This window comes from Hymenobacter guriensis (assembly GCF_015773195.1).
Classification (GTDB): Bacteria; Bacteroidota; Bacteroidia; order Cytophagales; family Hymenobacteraceae; genus Hymenobacter; species Hymenobacter guriensis.
Window position 1 is genome coordinate 47,472 of record NZ_JADWYK010000009.1, and the last position, 21,930, is coordinate 69,401.

General features: G+C 62.1%; 17 protein-coding genes and 1 other RNA gene. 6 read left to right on the plus strand and 12 right to left on the minus strand.

Annotated features, from left to right (window positions below):
- Positions 1 to 201 precede the first annotated feature (201 nt).
- Positions 202 to 1,350: a DegT/DnrJ/EryC1/StrS family aminotransferase gene (locus I5L79_RS14875; RefSeq protein WP_231403126.1), complete on the minus strand. Its 1,149-nt coding sequence runs from the start codon at positions 1,348 to 1,350 to the stop codon at positions 202 to 204.
- Positions 1,351 to 1,502: 152 nt separating this feature from the next.
- Here I5L79_RS14875 and I5L79_RS14880 point away from each other — a divergent pair, with 152 nt between their 5' ends.
- A complete protein-coding gene (locus I5L79_RS14880) occupies positions 1,503 to 2,399 on the plus strand; it encodes a hypothetical protein (RefSeq protein ID WP_196955856.1) in 897 nt (298 codons plus the stop codon).
- 79 nt (positions 2,400 to 2,478) lie between these two features.
- Here I5L79_RS14880 and I5L79_RS14885 read toward each other — a convergent pair whose 3' ends face one another.
- The 6 genes from I5L79_RS14885 to I5L79_RS14910 form a co-directional block, all read right to left on the minus strand.
- Positions 2,479 to 3,429: a glycosyltransferase family 2 protein gene (locus I5L79_RS14885; protein WP_196955857.1), complete on the minus strand. Its 951-nt coding sequence runs from the start codon at positions 3,427 to 3,429 to the stop codon at positions 2,479 to 2,481.
- Positions 3,430 to 3,465: 36 nt separating this feature from the next.
- Positions 3,466 to 4,158, minus strand: a complete 693-nt coding sequence (locus tag I5L79_RS14890; protein ID WP_196955858.1) for a cell division ATP-binding protein FtsE — start codon at positions 4,156 to 4,158, stop codon at positions 3,466 to 3,468.
- An 88-nt stretch (positions 4,159 to 4,246) separates the two neighbouring features.
- Positions 4,247 to 4,450, minus strand: a complete 204-nt coding sequence (locus tag I5L79_RS14895; protein ID WP_196955859.1) for a fructose-6-phosphate aldolase — start codon at positions 4,448 to 4,450, stop codon at positions 4,247 to 4,249.
- A gap of 96 nt (positions 4,451 to 4,546) precedes the next feature.
- On the minus strand, positions 4,547 to 5,203 hold the full coding sequence (gene fsa / locus I5L79_RS14900) for a fructose-6-phosphate aldolase (RefSeq protein WP_196955860.1): 657 nt from the start codon (positions 5,201 to 5,203) through the stop codon (positions 4,547 to 4,549).
- Positions 5,204 to 5,478: 275 nt separating this feature from the next.
- Positions 5,479 to 5,575: signal recognition particle sRNA small type (gene ffs / locus I5L79_RS14905), an RNA gene on the minus strand.
- Between the two features lie 172 nt (positions 5,576 to 5,747).
- Positions 5,748 to 6,212, minus strand: a complete 465-nt coding sequence (locus I5L79_RS14910) for a carboxypeptidase-like regulatory domain-containing protein (RefSeq protein ID WP_196955861.1) — start codon at positions 6,210 to 6,212, stop codon at positions 5,748 to 5,750.
- A gap of 300 nt (positions 6,213 to 6,512) precedes the next feature.
- Between I5L79_RS14910 and guaA the strand changes: the two genes are divergently transcribed.
- On the plus strand, positions 6,513 to 8,045 hold the full coding sequence (gene guaA / locus I5L79_RS14915; RefSeq protein ID WP_196955862.1) for a glutamine-hydrolyzing GMP synthase: 1,533 nt from the start codon (positions 6,513 to 6,515) through the stop codon (positions 8,043 to 8,045).
- A 202-nt stretch (positions 8,046 to 8,247) separates the two neighbouring features.
- Here the strand turns inward: guaA and I5L79_RS14920 are convergent, their stop codons facing one another.
- Together I5L79_RS14920 and I5L79_RS14925 are read right to left on the minus strand one after the other, a co-directional pair.
- Positions 8,248 to 10,131, minus strand: coding sequence for a DUF4153 domain-containing protein (locus tag I5L79_RS14920; protein WP_196955863.1), 1,884 nt, complete (start codon positions 10,129 to 10,131; stop codon positions 8,248 to 8,250).
- A 74-nt stretch (positions 10,132 to 10,205) separates the two neighbouring features.
- On the minus strand, positions 10,206 to 10,517 hold the full coding sequence (locus I5L79_RS14925; protein ID WP_196955864.1) for a DUF6686 family protein: 312 nt from the start codon (positions 10,515 to 10,517) through the stop codon (positions 10,206 to 10,208).
- Positions 10,518 to 10,761: 244 nt separating this feature from the next.
- Between I5L79_RS14925 and I5L79_RS14930 the strand changes: the two genes are divergently transcribed.
- Positions 10,762 to 13,992: an AsmA-like C-terminal region-containing protein gene (locus I5L79_RS14930; RefSeq protein ID WP_196955865.1), complete on the plus strand. Its 3,231-nt coding sequence runs from the start codon at positions 10,762 to 10,764 to the stop codon at positions 13,990 to 13,992.
- A gap of 75 nt (positions 13,993 to 14,067) precedes the next feature.
- Here the strand turns inward: I5L79_RS14930 and dgt are convergent, their stop codons facing one another.
- From dgt to I5L79_RS14945, 3 genes are read right to left on the minus strand one after another with little or no spacing between them, the layout of a single operon-like run.
- On the minus strand, positions 14,068 to 15,492 hold the full coding sequence (gene dgt / locus I5L79_RS14935) for a dGTP triphosphohydrolase (protein ID WP_196955866.1): 1,425 nt from the start codon (positions 15,490 to 15,492) through the stop codon (positions 14,068 to 14,070).
- 39 nt (positions 15,493 to 15,531) lie between these two features.
- Positions 15,532 to 16,296, minus strand: coding sequence for a fatty acid desaturase (locus I5L79_RS14940; RefSeq protein ID WP_196955867.1), 765 nt, complete (start codon positions 16,294 to 16,296; stop codon positions 15,532 to 15,534).
- 44 nt (positions 16,297 to 16,340) lie between these two features.
- Entirely contained in the window at positions 16,341 to 17,042 is a 702-nt protein-coding gene (locus tag I5L79_RS14945; protein ID WP_196955868.1) for a DUF1361 domain-containing protein, read from the minus strand.
- A 338-nt stretch (positions 17,043 to 17,380) separates the two neighbouring features.
- Between I5L79_RS14945 and I5L79_RS14950 the strand changes: the two genes are divergently transcribed.
- The 3 genes from I5L79_RS14950 (at position 17,381) to I5L79_RS14960 (ending at position 21,879) form a co-directional block, all read left to right on the plus strand.
- On the plus strand, positions 17,381 to 19,297 hold the full coding sequence (locus tag I5L79_RS14950; protein ID WP_196955869.1) for an ABC transporter substrate-binding protein: 1,917 nt from the start codon (positions 17,381 to 17,383) through the stop codon (positions 19,295 to 19,297).
- Between the two features lie 76 nt (positions 19,298 to 19,373).
- A complete protein-coding gene (gene hemL / locus I5L79_RS14955) occupies positions 19,374 to 20,678 on the plus strand; it encodes a glutamate-1-semialdehyde 2,1-aminomutase (protein ID WP_196955870.1) in 1,305 nt (434 codons plus the stop codon).
- A gap of 313 nt (positions 20,679 to 20,991) precedes the next feature.
- Positions 20,992 to 21,879 carry a hypothetical protein gene (locus tag I5L79_RS14960; RefSeq protein WP_196955871.1) on the plus strand — a complete coding sequence of 296 codons (888 nt, stop codon included), beginning with the start codon at positions 20,992 to 20,994 and terminating at the stop codon, positions 21,877 to 21,879.
- Positions 21,880 to 21,930: the final 51 nt, after the last annotated feature.

The window sequence follows — 21,930 nt, forward strand, 5'->3', positions numbered from 1 at the left end:
GGAGGGACTTTTCGCGAAAAACAGCGCATATTAACCGCCGCCTACTGGTATACAACCTGTTACGCGCAGAGGGTGCGGGTCTTATCTCCGGCCATCAATGCACGCACTCGGCCTTGGAGTCGGGCAAAGGTGAGCGGTGGCAAGCCCCGCACCTACGGCGTTTTCTTCACTTCGGCGACAACAATACCGGGCTGCGCCGCCTCAGAAAGCCTGTAGCACCTCTCCGATATACGCCTGCTCTGCTTCGGTGAGCGTGGGATGGACGGGCAACGACAGCACCGTGCGGCAAAGACGCTCGGCCAACGGAAACTGCCCGGCGCGGTGGCCCAGGTACTGATAGGCCGGTTGCTGGTGCACGGGCAGCGGGTAGTACACGGCGCTGGGCACGCCGTGCTGGTGCAGGTGCTGCTGCAGGGCGTCGCGGCGGCCGGGCTCATCGGCCACGGTGATGGTGTATTGGTGGAAGACGTGGGTGCTGCGCGCGTCGCGGGCCGGAATGGTGAGGCCGGGGATGCCTTCCAGCAGGGCATCATAGCGGGCGGCCACGCGCTGGCGGGCGGCCGTCCAGGCCGGCAGGTGGGGCAGCTTCACGCGAAGCAAGGCCGCCTGGAGGGTATCGAGGCGGGAGTTAAGGCCCACGTGCTGGTGGTGGTACTTGCGCGTCTGGCCGTGGTTGGCGAGCTGGCGCAGGTAGGCGGCACGGCTTTCGTCGCGCGTGAAGAGGGCGCCGCCGTCGCCGAAGCCTCCAAGGTTTTTGCTGGGGAAGAAAGAGGTGGTGCCTACTTCGCCCACGGTGCCGGCCAGCCAGGCTTCCTGCGGGTTTGGTTGAAACGTGGCCCCAATGGCCTGGGCATTGTCTTCGATCAGCGCTACGCCGTGCGCGTCGGCCACCTCGCGCAAAGCCTGTAAATCGGCGCACTGCCCGAACAGGTGCACGGCTACGATGGCGCCGGTGCGGGGCGTGAGGGCGGCCTGCACGGCGGCGGGGTCGAGGTTGAAGGTATCGGGGAGTACGTCGGCAGGTACGGGGCGCAAACCCAGCACGGCGGCCGCTTCGAGGGTGGCCACGTAGGTGAAAGCGGGCACAATGACTTCGGCGCCGGCGGGCAGGTTCAGGCTCATGAGGGCCAGCTGCAGGGCGTCGGTGCCGTTGGCGCAGGGCACCACGTGGGCGCCGCCGAGGTACTGGCTAAGCTCCCGGGCAAACTGTCCCACGGCGGGCCCCTGAATGAAGGCGGCTTCGGCTAACGTCTGGCGCACCGCGGCTTCCAGCTCGGCCTGAATAGGCGCATGCTGGGCAGCTAAATCGAGCAGCTGAATGGGGGCGGCAGGGCGAGGTACAGTAGGCAATGTGAGGCAGGAAATGAATAGTGGCCTTAAAGATAGACGAGAGCGGGCAAGCGGGCCCACCGCAACCCCGGGCGGCACAGCGTCGTTATGGCAGCAGTCCAGCTCCTGAATGAGCTGGCTGTTTCCCGTTTACCTTTCTCCTCCCTTCTGCCATGTTCAAAAAATTCATCACCCTGCCCGCCCTGGCCGCTTTGTTGCTGGCCGGCGCTGCTACCCAATCCAGCTGCTCGCGCACCGAAAACGCCGAGGTAGCCCAGGACAGTGAGCAAGCCTACTCTGATTTCCGCACCTTCGTGACCAACGCCGAAACCAACGCCGAAATGGTGGGCGACAAAACCGAAGAGCAGTGGAACCAGGAAACCGCCCAGCTGAAAACCGATTACGATGCCCGCGTGGCCGCCGCCGAAGCCGGCATGTCGGGCTGGGATGAAGCGCGCCGCACCGAATACGACCAGCTGAAAACCCGCTACACCACGGCCTACGACAAGCGCGCTGCCGCCTGGAGCAGCCGTGCCGGGGCTACGGCTACTTCCGGCACGCCCACCAAGCTGGGCAAATACTATAAGCCCTCCTCCCCCGCCGCGCAGATTACGGCCGCCAATGCCCGTGCTACCTACGAGGCCTTCGTGAACAACATCAAGGCCAACGAAAACCAGTACGACATCGACGACTGGCGCAACATCAACGCCGAGTGGCGCGCCCTGGATGAGGCCTACGACAAAGTAAAAGGCGACATCCCGGCCAAAGATCTGGCCGAAATCCAGAAGGAAAAGTTGAAGTACGCCGCCTTTAAGTCATACGACAAAGCCGAAGCCCGCACGGCCCAGGGCGCCGACGCTGTAAGCGGCGAAGCCAAGGAGCTTAGCGCCGAAACGGCCGATGAGCGCAGCAAAGTAGGCCAGGCCGCCAGCAACACGGCTTCTGATGTGAAGGATGCCGGCAAAACCGTGGGCCAGAAGATTGGTAACGCCGCCAAAAAAGTGGGCGAGAAAACCAAGGAAGGCTACAAGGAAGTAAAGTCGGAAGTTAAAAACACCGATAACGACTAAGAACTTGTTGGTTGATTCTGGTCATTCGAGAACAAACGACCAGAATCAACCAATAGACAAGGAATAGCCCAACGCTACCTCAGCCGCCAGCCTCCACCGGGTTGGCGGTTTTTGTTTGGGGCCGGTGAGTTTCGGGGCGGCCCAGCGCCAGCAGCAGCCAGTACAGCTTGAGCGCATCAAATTGGCGTAAACTGCCGGGCCGCGCCAGGAGCACCTGCCGCCGCACCCGACGCTGCACCAGCGCGAAGCCCTGGCAGTAGGCCTGGTCCAGCCCCAGGCGGCGCAGGCGCAAGGCCGAGCGCAGGAGTTTGGTATCGGTGCCCAGCCCTTCGGATCGGAACAGCTGCGCGAGGTTGAGCACCGCCTGCCGCGACTTGCGCAGAAACTCCGGGGCCGGCTCCAGCCCATCGTGCAGCACCGGGTTGTTGAGGTGAAGCACCGGCACCTGCCGGGCACGCAGGGCCCAGCCCAGCTTGGTATCCTCGTGCCCGTAGCGCGTCAGGTGTTCATCGAGCCCGATGCTGCGAAACAGGTCAGCGCGTATCAATATATTATTGATGGTTAGCTGACTGTAGGCGTTGCGCTGGCGCACGGATGCCGAACGCGCCTCGCGCTGGAGGCCATACAGCCAGCGCAGGCGCAGTGCCGGGTCGGATGGCTCTGCCGGCTCGTAGGTAGTGCCGCCCACCAGCACGGGCGCGGTGGCACGCGCAGCCACGTAGCGAGCCAGAAATTGCGCGTCGGGCAGCAGACTATCATTGTCGAGCAGCAGCAGCCAGGCGTGGCGGGCAGCAGCCGCTAACCGGTTTCGAATGGCTGAGCGCCCAACGTTATGGGGCAGTTCGTGGTACAACACTCCGGGCCACGTCTGCACCACGCGGTTTGTCTGGCGCGTAGCTTCCCCAGAGCCATCATCGTAGCACAGAATTTCGACCGGGCCGGGCCAGTCGGGTGCCTGCCGGACAAGCGCGGCCACCAGCCGGGTTACGTCCCGGTTATAGATAGGCAGCAAAACCGACAGGCCGGGCATAGGCAAAAAGCGTAGGGAATAAAGAAAGTACAGCCGTTAGCTGCCGCTCAGCTCCAGCGGTACCTTGGCCGAGTCGAGCAAGTGGCCGTCCTTGCACTGCAGCACCCGCTGGGGGTACTGGCGCAGCAGCTGGTAGTTGTGGGTAGCCATGAGCACGGCCGTACCCGCGTGGTTGATTTCCACAAACAGCCGCATAATACTATCGGCCACGTCGGGGTCGAGGTTGCCCGTGGGTTCGTCGGCCAGCAGCAGCAGGGGCTCGTTGAGCAGGGCACGGGCAATAACCACGCGCTGCTGCTCGCCACCGGAAAGCTGGTGAGGCATTTTGCCAGCCACGTTGGCCAGCCCTACTCGCATCAATACTTCCGAAATGCGCTGTTTTTTGCGGGCCTTGCCCGTCCAGCCGGTGGCATTCAGCACAAACAGCAGGTTATCGGCCACGCAGCGGTCGAAGAGCAGTTGAAAATCCTGGAAGATGATGCCCAGCTTACGGCGCAGCTGCGGCACCTGCCCGCGGCTGAGGCGCTGCAGCGGCACCCCGGCTACCGTGGCAGTGCCGCCGCCCAGGGGCAAATCGGCATAGAGGGTTTTGAGCAGGGAGCTTTTGCCCGAGCCCGTCCGGCCCACGAGGTAGGCGAATTCGCCTTTTTCCAGCCGAAACGACACCTTTTGCAGCACGGTATTCACCTCCTGCATAATGTACGCGTCGTGCAGCTCAATTACGGACATGCGTGTAGTGCTTAGTGCTTAGTGCTTAGTGCCGGGGGCTCAGGTTCACTTGTGAACCGATGGTCTGCACCAATAGCAAAGGTTACAGTTAGACTTCGAGCTTTTGCAGTTTGCCAAACGCCAGCTGCTCGATGACGGCGGCCAGCGGAGTTTCCTTGCCTTCCAGGCCGTAGCGGTGCAGGTCCTTCAACGGGCGGTCGGCGCGGAAATAGGCAATGAGCACGAAGTTTTCGTCGCGCAGCTGAATATAATCCGGAATCTTGGCCTTGCCTTTTACCTTGATGATGTACATGGCGGCTAATGTGGGAAACGTGAACGTGTGAAAAATGTGAAAATGAAGCAGTATGACTCACATTCAACACATTTTTCACATTTCACACATTATCAATTATGCGTTAACGCGCTTGTGGTCGGCCAGAAAGGTGGCGAGTCCTTTATCGGTGAGCGGGTGGTGGAGCAGGCCGGTGATGACGCTCAACGGGCAGGTAACTACGTCGGCGCCCAGCTCGGCGCACTGGATCAGGTGGGGCACGTGGCGCACTGAGGCCGCCAGCACCTGCGTGGGGTAGCCGTAGTTGCTGAAAATATCGACAATCTGCTGCACCAGCTGCAGGCCGTCGTGCCCGATATCGTCGAGTCGGCCCACGAAAGGCGACACGTAGGTAGCCCCGGCCTTGGCCGCCAGCAGGGCCTGCCCGGCCGTGAAAATCAGGGTACAGTTGGTTTTAATGCCTTTGTCGGCGAAGTAGCGGATGGCTTTCACGCCGTCCCGGATCATGGGTACCTTCACTACAATGTTGGGGTGCAGCTCGGCCAGGGCCTCGCCTTCCCGGATGATACCGTCGAAATCGGTAGCAATAACCTCGGCCGATACGTCGCCTTCCACCATCTCGCAGATTTGCCGGTAGTGGCGCATCACCGCGTCGGTGCCCTTGATGCCTTCCTTGGCCATCAGGGAAGGATTGGTAGTGACGCCATCGAGGACGCCCAACTCTACGGCTTCCTGGATTTCGCGCAGGTTGGCGGTATCAACGAAGAATTTCATACGCAACAGGTGGGTTAGGACGATAAGAGAAGCAGCGGCACCTTACGCCAGCAAATGGTAGCGTGTGGTGCCGCAAAAGACGGTACCCCAAAGCTACTCACGGATTAACTCCTGTGGTAGCCGATTGCGGGTATTTTATGACTACATCCAGCATAAATCAGTATTTGAACAGGCCTGAAAAGCAAGAAAGCGGCCCGCTTGGGCCGCTTTCTTACGCATAGTCCAGCTACAAAAATCCGCAGCACCAGCCGCAATCCGAGCTCATTCACGGACAAAAAAAAGCGAACCAATATCGCACCGCTCAACCACCTACCCTTGCTACCTTCCGGTCCTGGGGGAGTTCAGCAGGAGCTGGTCGTACTGATTCGCCACTGCAAATATACGCAGGTTTTTCTGCCCGATGCAAGGTTTCCTGCCCCTTCACCCGTTGAAAGGCGCCATCTATCTGAATCAGAAGCCCAAAAAGGAGCACCTCGGTGCTCCTTCCGGACTGTTTTCATAGCATCGAATCAGGTTCAGCCAGCGTTCCTCAAGTGAGCCGGCGTTATTTCTTTCTGGTGGTTTGCGGAGCAAGGCTTACGTTGACGGGCAGGTAGTTGCTGGCGTCAATTTCCTTGTCGGCGTAGCCCCCATAGCTGAAGAGCAGCTTATTGACGCCGGCTGGCACCTGCAGAGAGTAAAAGCCCTTGGCATCGGTGCTGGCGGCCACCCCGGCGCCCCGCACGTACACGGTAGCCCCAATCAGCGGCTCGTTTTCTTCGTTCATCACGCGGCCCTTCAGCGTCACCTTCTCGGCCAGGGGCGCGGCGGACAGAATCGAGTCGGCCGTTAGTTCTTCCTCACTGCTGAGTACCGGGTCCCGGATTTCATCGGGCGGCGTAGTGGGCTTGAGCAGCGCAGCCATATCCAACGTGGTGGGCGGGGCGGGCGCGGGAGCTGATTGTGCCTGGGCGGCCCCGATTGGCAGCGCAAACCCAAGTAAACCGAAAACGAGAGTAGCGTAACGCATGCGGACAAGGGAGTAAGAGTGAACAGGGAGCAGTTCAAAGGTGGCGGTATCCCCGGCTGGTTTCAAGGTAGATTGTGACGTGGACGTGACGTGAACCGTCCGCACAAATACTTGCATAATTCTAATGACAATATTCCTGCATAAGAGCAAGCGCGGCAGCTTCACTGCAGTTTTCGGGTAATGGGCGAGTAGTTGTGACAGCGCCACGCCTGAAACCTGCTGGTAGCCGCCCGCAAGAATTCTTCCGCTGGCACCTCGAAAACCTGCGGCCGGTCTGAAATCTGCGCTTTACCTTTGCCCATGCCTCAACAGATTCTCATTCTCGATTTTGGGTCGCAGTACACCCAGCTCATTGCCCGACGCATCCGGGAGCTGAATGTTTACTGCGAAATCCATCCGTATAATCACGCCCCGAACCTCACTGAGGATATTCGGGGCGTGGTGCTTTCGGGCTCCCCCTGTTCCGTGCGCGACGCCGACTCGCCCAACCCCAACCTGAGCCGCTACCTGGGCCAGGTGCCCGTGCTGGGCGTGTGCTACGGGGCCCAGCTGCTGGCCCACCAGCAGGGCGGCGAAGTGCTGCCGGCTACCATTCGCGAGTATGGCCGGGCCCGCCTGGCCCGCGTGAACCACGAGTCGCCGCTGCTGCACGGCGTGCCTACCGAGTCGCAGGTATGGATGTCGCACGGCGACACGATTAAAAGCCTGCCCGCCGGGTTCGACAGCATTGCCAGCACCCCGGAAGTGGCCGTGGCAGCCTTTAAAATCGAGGGGCAGGAAACCTACGGCATCCAGTTTCACCCCGAGGTAACGCACTCCACCGACGGCAAAACCCTGCTCCAGAACTTCGTGGTGAACATCTGTGGGCTGGACCAGAGCTGGACCCCGGAGCATTTCGTGGACTCGATGGTAGCTACCCTGCAGCGCACCATCGGGGAGGAAGACCAGGTGATTCTGGGCCTTTCCGGCGGCGTGGATTCCAGCGTGGCCGCGCTGCTGCTGCACAAGGCCATTGGCAAGCGCCTGCATGGCATTTTCGTAAACAATGGCCTGCTGCGCAAGGACGAGTACGAAGATGTGCTGCACTCCTACAAAGACCTCGGCCTGAACGTGCGCGGCGTGGATGCCTCCCAGGAGTTTTACGCGGCCCTCACCGGCCTCACCGACCCCGAACTGAAGCGCAAAGCCATTGGCCGCACCTTTATTGAGGTATTCGACCGCGAAGCCCAGAAAGTAGACGGCGCCCGCTGGCTGGCCCAGGGCACCATTTACCCCGACGTAATTGAGTCGGTATCGGTGAAAGGCCCGGCCGTGACCATCAAGAGCCACCACAACGTGGGCGGCCTGCCTGAGAAGATGAACCTGCGCATTGTGGAGCCGCTGCGGGCCTTGTTTAAGGACGAAGTGCGCGAAGTGGGCCACACCCTGGAGCTGCCAGTGAACATTCTGCACCGCCACCCCTTCCCCGGTCCCGGCCTGGGCATCCGCATCCTGGGCGACATCACGCCCGAGAAAGTGGACTTACTGCAGCGCGCCGACGCCATTTTCATCAACGGCCTAAAAGAGCACGGCCTCTACGAGAAAGTGTGGCAGGCCGGCGTGATGCTGCTGCCAGTGCAAAGCGTGGGCGTGATGGGCGACGAGCGAACTTACGAGCGGGTAGTAGCCCTGCGCGCCGTGACGAGCATAGACGGCATGACGGCCGACTGGGCCCACCTCCCCTACGAGTTCCTGGCCGAGGTCAGCAACAAAATCATCAACCAGGTGCGCGGCATCAACCGCGTGGTGTACGACATCAGCTCCAAGCCCCCGGCTACGATTGAGTGGGAGTAGGAACCACGGATTCGCACGGATTTTTCGGATTCCACTGATTTCGTGGATGATTCGCCGGGCCGTAGCGCCAACTTTGTAGTTCACGCCCCCGCGCCGTTTGGCTGGCATGTGTTGCGCAGTTTGCGTTACAGCAAAGGCAAATCTGAAGCGAAGTTGACACTACACTCCCAACCGCCCGGCTATTGGTCGGGCGGTTGATGGTTTAGGGCTGGGTTATTTCCAGTAATGCTTGGGCGTCAAGATTATACCGAACAGTATCTTGTTGTTGACGGCGGGTTAGCTCCCGTAAAAACAGCTGGAGGCTAATGTTGCCGGCCGTGGCCCGCAGCGTGAGGCCAGTGGCCGGCAACTGCACGTTTGCGCGCTGGTTGCGGCCGTGCTTGAGGGCCAGTGAGTCAGCTGCGCGGCCGGGAAACACGGAAAGGCAGGTCTGCCAGCGTTGGTCGGCCCGCAGCTGCTCCAGTAGCAGTGTACGGCCGCGCTTCTCGGCGCGTAGCCGGAACGTTCCTTCCCGCACGGCGGCCGTGGCTACTACCTTGCTGGTCGAATCGTCTACATAGTGCATCAGATTCACGCTGTTCCACCAATAGCGGCCGTTTCCGAGGTTCTGAAATTCCACTTGGGCTGCTTCAAAAGTGACTGAAAGCTCCTGGGCATGGTCAGTGGCATATGGGCCTACCCGGTTCATTAGGCTCACGGCAAACAACCTGTTGGATTGCCACTGCTTCCGCTCCCACATCGTGCTTGCCAGCAAGGAATCGGGCAGTTGCAGCGAAGCGGCAAACAGAGGCTGTAAGTGCGCAGTGGCATTGCGCTGAGCAAAGAACTCAAATAGGGAAGAAAGGCGCTGCCGCACCGTGAAAGGTAGATAGGGCACCCGCTCCCCGGCCCCGTCCAGCTTGCCATTTTGTAAAAGCTTGTATCGAGCACTAATTTCCTGCAGCTGCCCGAGCTGGCTGCGCCGGGCCACGGCAAATGCACTCAAAGGGCCTACAGCGGCTAGAAAGGCTACCAGCGCCAGGGAGGCCGGAATCCAGATGATGCCTTGGCTGCGCCGCACCAGAAAATACACGGCCATGCAGAACAACCACGCGGCCAATATCAGCACGAAGTACCGCTCCTCGGTGATGCCGTAGGCCAGGACGCGGGTGCCAATGGCCACCGCCAGCAGCCCCAGCAACGGGAAAAGCGCCAGGTAAAACCAGCGAACAAATGTGCGAATCCAGGTGTTTTCGGCGGCTTGCCGGATGGGATGAATAAGCAGCAGCGCGAAAATACCCGCCACGGCCAGCGCTAGTACCAGCGTAGAAACCCAGCCTTTGGGCAGCGTCCAGAGCACCAGGATGCGGGCCATATAGGCGTACAAAATCACCAGATACAGCACCACCAACGGCAGCAGCACAAACTGCGTGAACAGCTTCAGTCCTTTAGGATAAGCCGTTTCCTGTTCCAGCGCCGCAAAATCCCGGGGCACGCCGGCCAGGAAAAACCACGTGTTGAATACCGTGGCCAGCAGCACGAACAGGTAGCCGTAGAGGTGCGTATTCACCTTCACATCAAACAGATTATCAACGGCTACCAGCGCCAGGGCGCACCCCGCAAACAGCACTCCGGAGTACAAGCCGGCCGTGAGAATGCGCAAAAACAGGGTTTCGTTGTAGCGCCAGAAGCCGGGAGTATCGGCCGGTCCGCGTAGCTCCGAAAGGTAAGGCCCCGCCGCTACCAACAGGTGCAACCCCAGCAGCAGCAGCGCCAGCCGCATTACCCAGATAAAGTCCGGCTGGGCCGGCACCAGGACATACCACACGCCCAGCAAAGCCAGCGCCCCGGCCATAGTGCCCCGGCGCACCCACGGCCGCCACTGATGCCGCTCGGCGGTGAGGGCCAGGGCCAGCGTGAGCGAGAGGCCCAGTCCGGCGGCCGAAAGTGCCGGGAAAATCCATTGTACCTCCTCTACCGGGGTATCTAGCTGGACTATGTATAGGCCCGTTGTGCACAGCGCAAAGGCGCACAAGAGAGTTAGCGGAAACCGCTGCACCACGCGGGCTGCTTCGGAGGTGAGGCGTTGCAGAGAAGGTAATTCCATAGCCAGCCGGTAGATAGGCCCGACAAGAACGGTGCTTTTGCGGAGTTTCCGGTCAAGCCGATGCCGCCTTCGCGCTACTGCAGCAACTCCTCTACTTCCAGCAGCAAAGCCGTATTTTCGAGAATTTCCCGGAGTTGCGTGAGTTCAACCAGCGAAAACACCAAAGCCAGCCGGCAAACCGGCGTCCGCAGAGCAATGCAGCGGGCTTCAGGGTCGTGGGAGTGCAGGCAGTAATGCTGCCAAGTACGCGCCACGTAGCTCCGAAACTCGGCAAACTCCACAGTAGTAGTGGCTAGAGCCACATTTCCAAAGCACACGTGCAAGTGGCGCGTATGCGGGCAGCGCGCGCAGTAGCCATACTCATTGTGATGAAAGAACTGCGCCATATGCCACTTCGGTTGAGGTGATGAGACGGCAAGTATAACTATTTAGAATTTGTCTAAATATTAATTTCGTTTATTTGACGAAGTTTTGCTGGCTGATATAAGGCTTCGGACTGACCTTGCTTGCCCACTGCGCCGACTGGCAGCTTGAAAGTTATTAAACTGCGGGCTGCCTTGCACTAGCCGTGCGGAGGCTCCCCTGCGTAAGACTGTTCCAACCTGTTGCTGCCCTTCTCTTCCTGTTTGCATGAAACGCTCTACCATTCCACGGCTGCTGGCTTTGCTTGTGCTGTTGGTGCTGTTGGTGGTAGTGGGCGCGGCTTGGCTGCTGGGCACACGCTGGGGACAGCGGCGGGTAGAAACCCTGGTGCGCGAGCGGGTAGCAAGGCAGTCGGCGCTGGTGCTGGCGCCGTTTGAGGTGCGTTTTTCCCTGCTGCGCGACTTTCCCCACCTTACCGCCTCCCTGCACCACCTGAGTCTGACGGATACGTCCTACGGCCAGAGCGTAACCGTGCTGCGCGTGCCCCGCGCCGATGCCCGCCTGGAAGTCAGCAAGATCTGGCGGGGCGAGTTCCGGGTAAGCCGCCTGACGGTGCGCGATGCCGAGTTCCGGCAGTACACCGATTCCCTGGGCCACGACTGGGGTCTGCGTGGCAAAGGCCCCCACAAGACGACGCCCTCGGCCCCGCCCCCCTTCGAGCTGGATTCCCTGATCTTGGTCAACTTCCGGGTATCGGAGCGGAACGAGCTGCACCGAAGCAGCTTTGCGGCCAACGTGCAGCGCGGCAGTCTGCGGGCCCACGTGCGCAAGGGCATAGCGCACGTGCAGGGGCAGCTACAGGGGCAGCTGGAGTATTTGCGTAGCGGCCGCGGTACGCTGTTTGAGCTGGAGCCGATGGTGGCGCAGGTACATTATCAGTACAACTTCCGCCGGCGCCAGGGCACGTTTCTGCGCACCAGTTCCACCCTCAACGGCGACACAGTGCTGCTGAGCGGCACGCATCAGGGCGCGGCGCCCGGTCAGCCCCGGGGCACCCACCTCAATTTGCGCTTTGCGGGCCGGCAGCCGCTGCTGGAGGTGCTGCGGGTGGCTTTCCCGCCGGGCCTCGACCGGTTTCTGACCGGAGCCCGCAGTGCCAGTCACGCCCAGATCTGGTATTCCATTCAAGGGGTGAGTGGCCCCACTACCCGGCCGCGCACCATCCTGCGGTTTGCCCTCCAGAATGCGCAGGTGCAGTGGTCCGACTCGGCACGGCGCATCCGGCGCTGGGATGCCCGGGGCGTGTTCGACAACGGCCCCAGCCACTCAGCCCGCACCACTTCCCTCACCTTTGAACAATGCCGGCTCTACTCCCGGGCCGGGGAGCTGGATGCCCAGCTGAAAGTAACCGACTTCACCCGCCCCCACCTCTACGGGCGCATTCGGGGCCGCACCGAGCTCCAGACCCTGGCCACCGTGCTGGTACCGCGGCTCTGGCGCGCCCGCCAGGGACAGGTTGCCCTGGATATTCACCTGAACGGCACCCTGCCAGTTATTCCGCGAAGGCGGGGCCTGCGCCCGCGGCGCCCGACTTCTCAACGCCCACCCATTGCGGTGCGCGGTACGGTTCAGCTGGAAAACGCCTTCTTTCTGGTTCCGGGGCGCCGAGCCGATTTTAGCCACCTCAATGTGCGCGTACGCCTGCGCGACAGTCTGTGGACGCTGGAAAACCTGAAGGGCGAGTTGAACGGGATGCAGGTGCAGGCCAACGCTACCACTACCTACCTGCTGGCATACTTCAGCGGGCAGCACCGCACCACTACCATCACCGGCACCTTTGCGGTGGATGAACTCCGGCTAACCGAGCTGCGCCGCCTGCTGGCCCCACCGGTGCGCCGCCCGCCCCGAAGGCAGGCACGCCCCGGCCGCCCTCAGGATGTGGCGTATCGGGCCCTGAACCTTCTGCCCGCTGGTTTGCAGCTCAATATCCGCCTCACGTGCGGGCGCCTGGTGCTGGCTACCGACACACTGCTGCAGCTGGCCGCTACCGTGCGGCACAACGGGCAGCGGGTGCAGATTTCCGATTTGCGCGGCCAGGCCTGGGGCGGCGACGTACGCGGAGCCGTGAGCTGGCTGACGGATACAACCCGGGAGCAGCCCGTAGCGGCGCGGCTGGCGGTGCACTTCAACCAGCTCAACTACCAGCGCCTGCTCAACCGCGCCACGCAGGCCCCGCGCCGCGCCGCCAAAGCCCCCACCGACCCCTCGCTGCGGGAACTGCTGCTGGCAGCTAACGGGCAGGTGACGGCCGACATCGACCAGCTGCTGCTGCCGGGTGGCGACCAGCTGTCGGCGCTCCGGCTGCGCATGGAGAAAAACGGGCCCGACTTTCGGGTACCTAGCCTCACGTTCCGCACGAGCACGGGTGGTACGGGCGAGCTTTCGGCGGCGGCCAGCCTGCGGGGCCACCACCTGCTGCGGGCCCATACCGAGCTGGATTTGCGCTACGCTACCCTCGATGTGCAACACCTCCTGCAGCTGATGGCGGCCCTCAGCTCCCTGCCCGAACCGCCCGACACGCCCCGCCGCCGGGCCGCTCGTCAGGCGAACCGGCATTCGCCCCTGCTGGATGGTACCATCACGGGCCGGGTGCGCGTGCAGGCCGAGTCCATTCAGTATGGGGTGCTGCGGGGCCGGCAGTTCCGGGCGCGCAGCAGCCTCGAAACCGGCCAGGTGCTGCTCGAAGAGTGCTCGTTGCAGGCGCTGGGAGGCAGTATTCACCTGCGCGGGCAGTTCCAAACGGAGAGCGAAGCCGGACAGCATCCGCTGCACACGCAGGTGCGGCTGGAAGATATTCAGCTGTCTGAACTGTTTGGGCTGGCGTCGGTGCTGGGGCTGGATGTACTGAGGCCCGACAACATCCGGGGCACGATGAATACCGAAGCCGATGTGCGTACCATGCTGGATGCCACCTTTCTTCCCCGGTTGGCTCAGACGAAGGCCTTCCTGCGTACCGACCTGCGCAATCTGGAGCTGCTGGAAGTGGAAGCCGTGATGCAGACGCTGAAAATGCTGCGCAAGCGCCGCACCAGTCACGTGTACTTCGAGCCGGTCCGGTCCCGGTTTATCCTCGACGGCAACCGACTGCTCATTCCCGGCCTGAGCCTGAGCAGCAACCTCACCGATATGGCCGTTACTGGCGAATACTACCTCGACGGGCGCGCCAATCTGTACGTAGGCCTCAGCCCGCTGCAAACCCTGCTCGGCGACAACCGCCAGCGCGTGAGCCGCGTGCAGACCGGTGAAGCAGCCCAGCGCCGCAGCCGGGGCCTCATTTACCTGAACCTGAGCCGCACGCCCGGCAGCCGCTACCAGGTAAAGCCTTTCCAGAAACTAGCCCAGCGCCGCTACCAGACCGATATACTCCAGCAATACCAGGACCTGCTGCGAAGCCAGGCCCTGGACACGACCCTGCAGATGCTGCAAACCTTCGAGTAGCCTGTTGTCAGTTGATAGTTGCCCGTTGTCAGCCTCCAGATAAACTCCTTTTACTGACAACGGACAACCAGCAACTCAGAATACCTTGGGCAGGTCGATGCCGCGAATGGTCCGGAACAGGCTGAGCGCATTCTGATCGGTGAGGCCGCCAATGTAGTCGGTGAGCAGGATGATCTGCTCGTAGGCGGTGGCGTGCTGCTGCTGCCCGACGGCCCGGAACTGCTCGGGCAGCAGTTGCAGGAGCTTGCGGGAACGGGCACTGCCCTGCGGGTCGAAGGTGGCAGCGAGAAACACGTCGAGCAGGCCGGCCAGCACCTCGAAGCCGGCAGCCTCGATTTCCAGCACCGGGCGGCTGCGGTAGAGGTGCTCCACGGTAAGCTCGTGCATGTGCTGGAGCTGCTCCCAGCAGTCGAGCTGGCAGACGAGGGGCTCATCGGCGCGGCCGAGCAGCAGCGCGGGGGCGCGGGTGGCAAACAAACGGGCCGTTTGCAGCACCAAATGATTGATAAGGCGGGCACGCAGATAGCCCAGCTCCTCGCGCCAGTCGCGCCACTCCACGGAGCCACGCCGGTCCGGGGCGTCTCCCAGCATCTCGCGCAGCAGCTTCAGGCCGGCTTTCCGGGGAATCAGGCCCAACTTCAGGCCATCCTCAAAGTCAATAATACGGTAGCACAGGTCGTCGGCCGCTTCTACCAGAAACGCCAGCGGGTGCCGGTAAAAGCAGCCATCGGCCGCGCCTTCCTCTACCGACTTCGGTCGCAAACCCAACTCTCGCGCCACTTCCTGAAAGCGGGCTGCTTCGGTCTGAAAGTATCCGTAGCGCTTTTCGCTGGTGCCCTGCGTCAGGCGAGTGTTTGGAACCAGCGCCGGTCGCGGATACTTGCTGAAAGCACCAAGCGTGGCATAGGTGAGCCCCAGACCCGCTGTGCCGCTGCTGTGGGCGGCATAGGTATGCGTGAGCACCCGGAACCCAGCGGCGTTGCCTTCAAACTGTTGCAAATCGGCGCGTTGGGCGGGGTTGAGCACGCGCACGAAAGGCTCGGCGGCAGCACTCCGGAAGTAAGCCGAAATAGCGTCTTCGCCACTGTGCCCAAAGGGCGGGTTGCCGATGTCGTGGGCCAGGCAGGCAGCAGCTACTATGTCGCCGAAGTCACTGTCGAGGTAAGGCAGCGTCTGGGCCAGCCCTTCGGTTTCTTCGAGCAGCAGCCGGCCCCCGAGGCGGCCGAGGGAGCGGCCCACGCAGGCCGTTTCGAGGGAGTGCGTGAGGCGGGTGTGCACGAAGTCGGTTTCGGGCAAAGGCATCACCTGGGTTCTGCGCTGCAGGCGCCGGAAAGCCGAGCTGAACACCACCCGGTCGTAGTCCTGCACGAAGGCCCCACGCACGGGCGGCGCATCCGTAACAACGTGCAGCTGGGGCTGCTCGGGGTAGCGGCGGCGGCTCAGGAGTTGCCCCCACGTCATGGCGGGCGCGGCGGCGGAATCGGGCTGGAGGTGCATCATCGGAAAGGCAAGGTAGTAGATACAGGGCTTTCCGGGCCGCTAGTGGTGATGCGACGGGGGTGGGGGCAACTCGGCCGCCGCCCGGGGCAGCAGGGCCGTGGGCACCCGGGGGTAGTGGTGATGCAGGTGATGGAAGGCAAAGGACGATAGCACCGGCGTCCAGAAAAGCGCCGTGGCGGCGGCGGCCCGCACGGCCGGGTTGCGCTCGGCCAGTTGGTGCGGCAGGTAGGCCGCCCAAATGGGAAGCGTAGCACTCATTACAAAGGCTACGCCCCAATACACCAGCCCCACCGGGCTTCCCCACCAGTAATACAGCCCCACGAACACCCCCAGCAGCAGCAGCGTCAGCGCGGTTTCAACGAGCTGAATGGAGCGCGTGTGCGGAGCCATGCGCAAGGATTCGCGGCGCAGCATCAAAATATGGTAGGGCCCCTGCCACACCACCCGCCAGAATGCCCAGGTGGCGGGGGCACCCTCCGGGTCATCGGCGCGCAGGCAGTGCGCGTGGTGGCGCAGGTGCGTCACTTGCAGGCCGTGGCCGCTCTTCAAAAGCAGCAGTCCGCTGAGCGTGAGCAACCGGTCGTTTTGCTGCTTGGACAGCCCCAGCGCCTGGTGCATGGCATCGTGCGTCTGCACAAAACCCGACAGGCACACAGCTACCGCCAGGGGGACAGCCACCCACCACCAGCCCAGGCTGGCCGTAGTAACGTAGCCCGCCAGCAACACCCAGGGGCGCATCAGTTCCAGCCACTGCTGGGTAGGTGAAAGGCGCAGGTGCGCTGCGGCGGCATTCGGACGGAGCATAAAATAGTAGCAGAGAAGTTATTCGCGCAATTCCAGGCTGGTCTTCAACCGACCGGCGCAGGCTCTGCCTCCCCTACGCGGCCCATCAGGCGCACGGTAGCATAGCCCAGCAGCAGAAATGCCCCGAATAGCAGCGTGACGCCCCAGGTACTGAGGTGGGCAGTTGGATGGACGAGCCGGTTGAGAATATCGTAGAACAGCGTGAGCGGGTTGGTAACAATGTCCCAGCTATTGAAGCGCAGGTAGCGGCCCAGGTAGGTACCAAAGGAGTTGAGCAGCAGCGCCACCGCCGCAAACCCCCACCCGGCCCACCAGCCCAGCCGGCGCATTACCAGCGTCTGCATATCGGTGAGAGAAGCGTAGGCCAGCATCAGCCCGTTCCAGGCGCAGCTCAGAATCAGAGCCAGGTCGTACCAGAAGGGCACGCCGGCGCGGGGCTCCAGGTGAAAAAGGTCGGTAAGGATATAGGGAGCATTGGGAAAGAACAGCAGCCATACCGCCCCCACCGGCAGCAGCACCCGCGCCTTCAGCCGGCCGTGCGCCAGCCCCAGCAGCGTGCTCAGCCCAAACGGTATGAGGGCCAGAAACAGGTTCCAGAGCAGAAAAACGAGGGTAATCTTATGGGTAAGAAACACTCGGAAGGCAATCAGCACCACGCTTAGAGCCAGGGAAGCGCCCAGCACCAGCACCAGGTTCAGGCGTTGGCGCAGCTGGGGCGCCGAAAAAGCAGCAACGGACATCGACATGCGGCCAAGGTCGGAAATCTTCGGGGTGAATGCTATAGCCGTCGTCGGGCTTTGCGGCGCGTTGCCTGTGGGCTGCTGCCTTTCTAAGCAGCCCCGCTACCCCTGGCATCTTCCTGCTTAAATACAAAAGTCAGCTTGAAGGCAGCGTACACTTTCCGAGAAGGCACAGCGAAGGCACTGCCTACCCACCTCCGGGGTGCCTCCCGAAAAAGTACTACTGGACAGCCCGCTTCAGCGTAGTATAACCCTTGCCCGCCGCAACTACGTACCTTTGCCCCGGGCACCGCGTTGGTTGCGGCGCCGTGGTTCCTGCTGCCTATTCCCCGGCTCCTCGGTTTATGAGGTCTTTCTCTTCTTTGGTTACGGCCATGCTGTTTGCTACCTGCTATGTGGTAGCCCCTGCCCTGGCCCAGCAAACACCCGTCAAAAAGCCTATTACGCCTGCTGCCACGCCGGCGCGGCCAGCTACTACGCCCCAAAAACCGGCGGCTACGCCGGCCGGGGCAGCCAAACCAGCCCCTAAACCAGCGGCCACTCCAGTCGCCAAGCCAGCCGCAACAGCAGCGCCCAAGCCGGCGTCTTCAGCACCTCCTAAGCCTACGGGTCCGCCCCTGCCGGCCAACATGGGCTCCGTGGATTTCAACACCCGCTACCGCAACGGCAAGACGCTCATCGACCAGACGCGCTATGAGCTGGCCATGCAGGAGCTGCAGCCGCTCACGGCGCCTACCACGCAATTTGAGCGCGCGCCCGAAGCGGCCTACCTCTACGCCGTGGCCGCCAGCCGCGCCAAAAAGTGGGCCGAGGCTGAGCAGATGCTGAACCTGCTGCGCAGCCGGTTTCCGCAGTGGCCCGCCCTGGCCGAAGCCCTGTTTCTGCAGGGGCAGCTTTCCTTTGAGCAGGGTGATTTCGACAATGCGCTGCGCGTGCTGGCCCAGGTGCCGGCCGAACGCCTGGCTACTGAGCGCGAAAACATGAAGGCCCAGTACCTGCCGCGCATCAAAGACAAAGCTACCTTCCAGCAGCTGTTGCAGGCGTTTCCGCAGGAAGCGGCCCTGGCCCGCGCCTACGCCGATAAGCTGGCCAACGGGGGCTGGTACACCGACGCCGACCGACCGCAGCTCGACCAGCTCATCACGCAGTTTCAGCTGGACCGCACCCGCTACACACCCCGCCGCCCGGCCAAGAAGAGTTCCTATAATATTGGCGTGCTGCTGCCCTTCGAGTTCAACGACACCAGCTGGGAAACGCGCCGCCGCAACCAGTTCGTGACGGACTTATACGCGGGCCTGCGCCTGGCCCAGGATTCTTTGCAGCGCGAAGGCCGCCCGGTGCAGCTCTTTGCCTACGATACCGGCGCCGACACCCTGCAGCTCAAACAGGTGCTGGCTTTGCCCGAGCTGGCCGGCATGGATATGATTATCGGGCCCGTATATAAGTCGGGCAGCAAGATTCTGGCCCGCTACGCCCAGCAAAAGCAGATTGTGGTAGTAAACCCCCTGTCGCAGGACGGAGAGTTGGTGCTTGACAACGCCTGGCATTACCTCTTCGAGCCCAGCACGGCCACTCAGGCCCGGCAGGCCGCCGAGTTTGCCTACAACCGCCTCGGAGGCCCCCGCACGGCCGTGGTGCTCTACGAGGATACCAAGGACGAAACCGCCTTCGGTTTGGCCTACAAGCAGGCTTACGAGGCGCTGGGTGGCAAAGTGCTCCAGCTGCGCCGCCTCAACTCCGACGTGGAGGAATCGGTGACGGCAGGGTTTGCGGGGGTTGATCTGAAGACGCTGGGGCACCTGGTAGTGGCCTCCGATGGTAAGCAGGCCGGCCCGGCTACCTTCAACGCCCTCAAGGCCCAGGACGCCCGCATCCCGCTCATCACCTACGCCTCCTGGATAGAAAACAACCGCGTGGCCCTCAGCCAGCTCGATGCCCGCGACGTGTACTTCATCCAGCCCAAGTACCTCGACAAAACCAACCCCGGCGTGCGGCGCTTCCGCCAGCTCTACACCCAGCGCCAGAACCTGCCCCCTTCCGTGTTTGCCTTTTCGGGCTTCGAACTGCTATACTACTTTGGCTCCCAGCTGCACCAGCATGGCCCGGCCTTTCAGCAGCCGCTGGCTAATGGCGGCCCGGTATCGGGAGCTGTGTTCCAAGGCATCGGCTACCCCGGTGGCGCCCACGACAACCAGTACGTGCCCCTCACCAAGCTCGAACGGCTGGAAACCGAAGTCCTGAACCCCGTAGGAACACGCTAGAAATTGCTCCGTCCACGGCTAGGAGACTACTTAACCATTGCAATTCGTCTAGCCCAACCAGAAAACCACTCCCCTTATGCCTACGCTCAACCTTTCTACTTCTGATGCTCTTTTTACCCGCGCCAAAGACCACATTCCGGGGGGCGTGAACTCGCCGGTGCGGGCGTTTCGGGCCGTGGGCGGGCACCCGGTGTTTATGCAGTCGGCTCAGGGTGCCTGGCTGACGGACGTAGATGGCAACAAGTACCTCGACTTCATCAATTCCTGGGGGCCGATGATACTGGGCCACGCGCCCGCGTTAGTGCTGGAGGCGGTGCAGGGCGCCATTCAGAACTCCCTGTCGTTTGGAGCCCCCACGCGCCGCGAGGTCGAAATGGCTGAGCTTATCAAGCAGATGGTACCCAGCATCGAGAAGGTGCGGCTGGTAAACTCCGGCACCGAGGCCACGATGTCAGCCATCCGGGTGGCGCGGGGCTACACCGGGCGCGACAAGATTATCAAGTTTGAAGGCTGCTACCACGGCCACGGCGACTCGTTCCTGATTGCGGCCGGCTCCGGCGCCCTCACCCTCGGCGCCCCCGACTCCCCCGGCGTCACGCAGGGCGTGGCCCAGGATACGCTCACCGTGCCCTTCAACGATGTGGCCGCCCTAACGCAGATCATCGAGGCCAACGAAGGCCAGGTGGCGGCGCTTATTCTGGAGCCGGTGGTGGGCAATATGGGCCTGGTGGCGCCGCAGGAAGGCTACCTGCAAACCCTGCGCGAGCTGTGCACCCGGCACGGCATCGTACTCATTTTTGATGAGGTAATGACCGGCTTCCGGCTGGCCCGGGGCGGGGCCCAAGAGCTCTACAGCATCACCCCGGACATGACCACGCTGGGCAAAATCATCGGGGGCGGGATGCCGGTCGGTGCCTACGGCGGCCGCCGGGAGATTATGGACAACGTGGCGCCGGCCGGTAAGGTGTATCAGGCGGGCACGCTCTCCGGCAACCCCATTGCCACGGCGGCCGGCATTGCCCAGCTCACTTACCTCAACGAACACCCCGAGCTGTACGCCGAGCTCAACCGCATCACCACGCGCATTGCCGACGGCACCCGCCAGATCTGTGCCGAACTGGGTTTGAATTACACCGTAAACCAGGTAGGCTCCATGTTCAGCGTGTTCTTCACCGCGCAGCCCGTTACGGACCTGGAATCGGCGAAAACTTCCGATACCGAAGCATTCGGGCGCTACTTCCGCGCCATGCTGCACCGGGGCATCTACCTCGCCCCGGCCCAGTACGAAGCCCTGTTCGTAAGCACCGCCATTACCGACGAGCACGTGGACCTCTACCTCACCGCCTGCCGCGAATCCATGCGCGAAGCCCACGGGCTTTAATGTGCTGATGTGGTAGAATGTGTGTAATGTGCTAATGAAGCGTGTCATTGCGAGGCATGTGGCGCATCAAGCCAGTGTCCAAAGCAATCCGTCCCGGACAACGTACTAAGCTCTGAAATGAGAAAAGCCCCTGACGTATGCATACGTCAGGGGCTTTCTGGTAGAAGAGTGTCAGGTATGCTGCTCAAGACGGATTGCTTCGCGCTGCTCGCAATGACACGCTTCATTAGCACATTACTCACATTCTACCACATCAGCACATTATCATTAGCACATTATAAACGACCTTTGCGGCAAACCTCCTTTGCCCGCTATGCTCCGATTTCGCCAGCTGCTCCCGCTTGTTCTGCTGCTGTGGCTTGTCGGGCCGGCCACGTTGCTGGCCCAGACGGAAGCCCCGGCCGCTGCCAACAAGCGCCTGTTCGACCGCACCGTGGACGAGCTGAACTTCCGCACCATGGAAACCGTGTACGACAAGTCGTTCACGCGGCGTAAGTTTCCCATCACGCTACGCACGGCTAAAGCCCGCCGCGAGTTCGACGACTTTATGGGCCGCGACGACCTGAAAACGCTGTTTCAGAACTACAACGGCGTATCGGAGCGGTTCAAGAACCGCTTTGGCCAGGGCCGCACCGATTTGGTGGAGTTCGAGAAGCAGCTCAATTCCATCCTGATTGACCGCAACTTCGAGTTCTTTATCCGGGTGCTGCCGCGCGACGAGCGGGTGATGCTGATCCGGGCTTTGCAACGCGTCATCAAACAGGGCACGGCCCAGTTCAACGCCTCCGAAGACCCGGAGCCAACCACGCTGGCCGCTGATGGTGCCGCCGTGCCCCCGGCTGATGTAGACGCTGAAGCCCCGCTGGCCTCTCCCATAGAAGACCCCACCCCCGAGCCCGACGGCGAAACAGTAGCGCAGTCGGCCCGCAAAACCGGCGCCCTCACCAGCACTGGCCCTTCCGACACGCCGCCCTCACGCTATGGCCTGCTGGATTATATCACGTTTCTGATGGCCCTTGCCTCGCTCGGCCTCACCCTGCGCCTCACCCTCGTGACGGTGCCCGAGCTGCGCCGCCGCCTCGATGGTGCCTACGACCTGCCCACGGACGAAGAGCCGGAAGACGAAGAAACCGAACCTGCTTACGCCGCTCCCAAGCGCCGCCGCGAGCTTCCCGAAGACCGTTACGAAGACGGCGAATAATTCTGAATTCTAGATTATGAATGCTGAATTGGCGGCAGCATCGGTAGCTCC

Coding starts and splice junctions, on each gene's coding strand:
- I5L79_RS14880 (WP_196955856.1), top strand. CDS start 1,503: ATGTTCAAAAAATTCATCACCCTGCCCGCCCTGGCCGCTTTGTTGCTG.
- I5L79_RS14885 (WP_196955857.1), bottom strand. CDS start 3,429: ATGCCCGGCCTGTCGGTTTTGCTGCCTATCTATAACCGGGACGTAACC.
- I5L79_RS14890 (WP_196955858.1), bottom strand. CDS start 4,158: ATGTCCGTAATTGAGCTGCACGACGCGTACATTATGCAGGAGGTGAAT.
- I5L79_RS14895 (WP_196955859.1), bottom strand. CDS start 4,450: ATGTACATCATCAAGGTAAAAGGCAAGGCCAAGATTCCGGATTATATT.
- fsa (WP_196955860.1), bottom strand. CDS start 5,203: ATGAAATTCTTCGTTGATACCGCCAACCTGCGCGAAATCCAGGAAGCC.
- I5L79_RS14910 (WP_196955861.1), bottom strand. CDS start 6,212: ATGCGTTACGCTACTCTCGTTTTCGGTTTACTTGGGTTTGCGCTGCCA.
- guaA (WP_196955862.1), top strand. CDS start 6,513: ATGCCTCAACAGATTCTCATTCTCGATTTTGGGTCGCAGTACACCCAG.
- I5L79_RS14920 (WP_196955863.1), bottom strand. CDS start 10,131: ATGGAATTACCTTCTCTGCAACGCCTCACCTCCGAAGCAGCCCGCGTG.
- I5L79_RS14925 (WP_196955864.1), bottom strand. CDS start 10,517: ATGGCGCAGTTCTTTCATCACAATGAGTATGGCTACTGCGCGCGCTGC.
- I5L79_RS14930 (WP_196955865.1), top strand. CDS start 10,762: ATGAAACGCTCTACCATTCCACGGCTGCTGGCTTTGCTTGTGCTGTTG.
- dgt (WP_196955866.1), bottom strand. CDS start 15,492: ATGATGCACCTCCAGCCCGATTCCGCCGCCGCGCCCGCCATGACGTGG.
- I5L79_RS14940 (WP_196955867.1), bottom strand. CDS start 16,296: ATGCTCCGTCCGAATGCCGCCGCAGCGCACCTGCGCCTTTCACCTACC.
- I5L79_RS14945 (WP_196955868.1), bottom strand. CDS start 17,042: ATGTCGATGTCCGTTGCTGCTTTTTCGGCGCCCCAGCTGCGCCAACGC.
- I5L79_RS14950 (WP_196955869.1), top strand. CDS start 17,381: ATGAGGTCTTTCTCTTCTTTGGTTACGGCCATGCTGTTTGCTACCTGC.
- hemL (WP_196955870.1), top strand. CDS start 19,374: ATGCCTACGCTCAACCTTTCTACTTCTGATGCTCTTTTTACCCGCGCC.
- I5L79_RS14960 (WP_196955871.1), top strand. CDS start 20,992: ATGCTCCGATTTCGCCAGCTGCTCCCGCTTGTTCTGCTGCTGTGGCTT.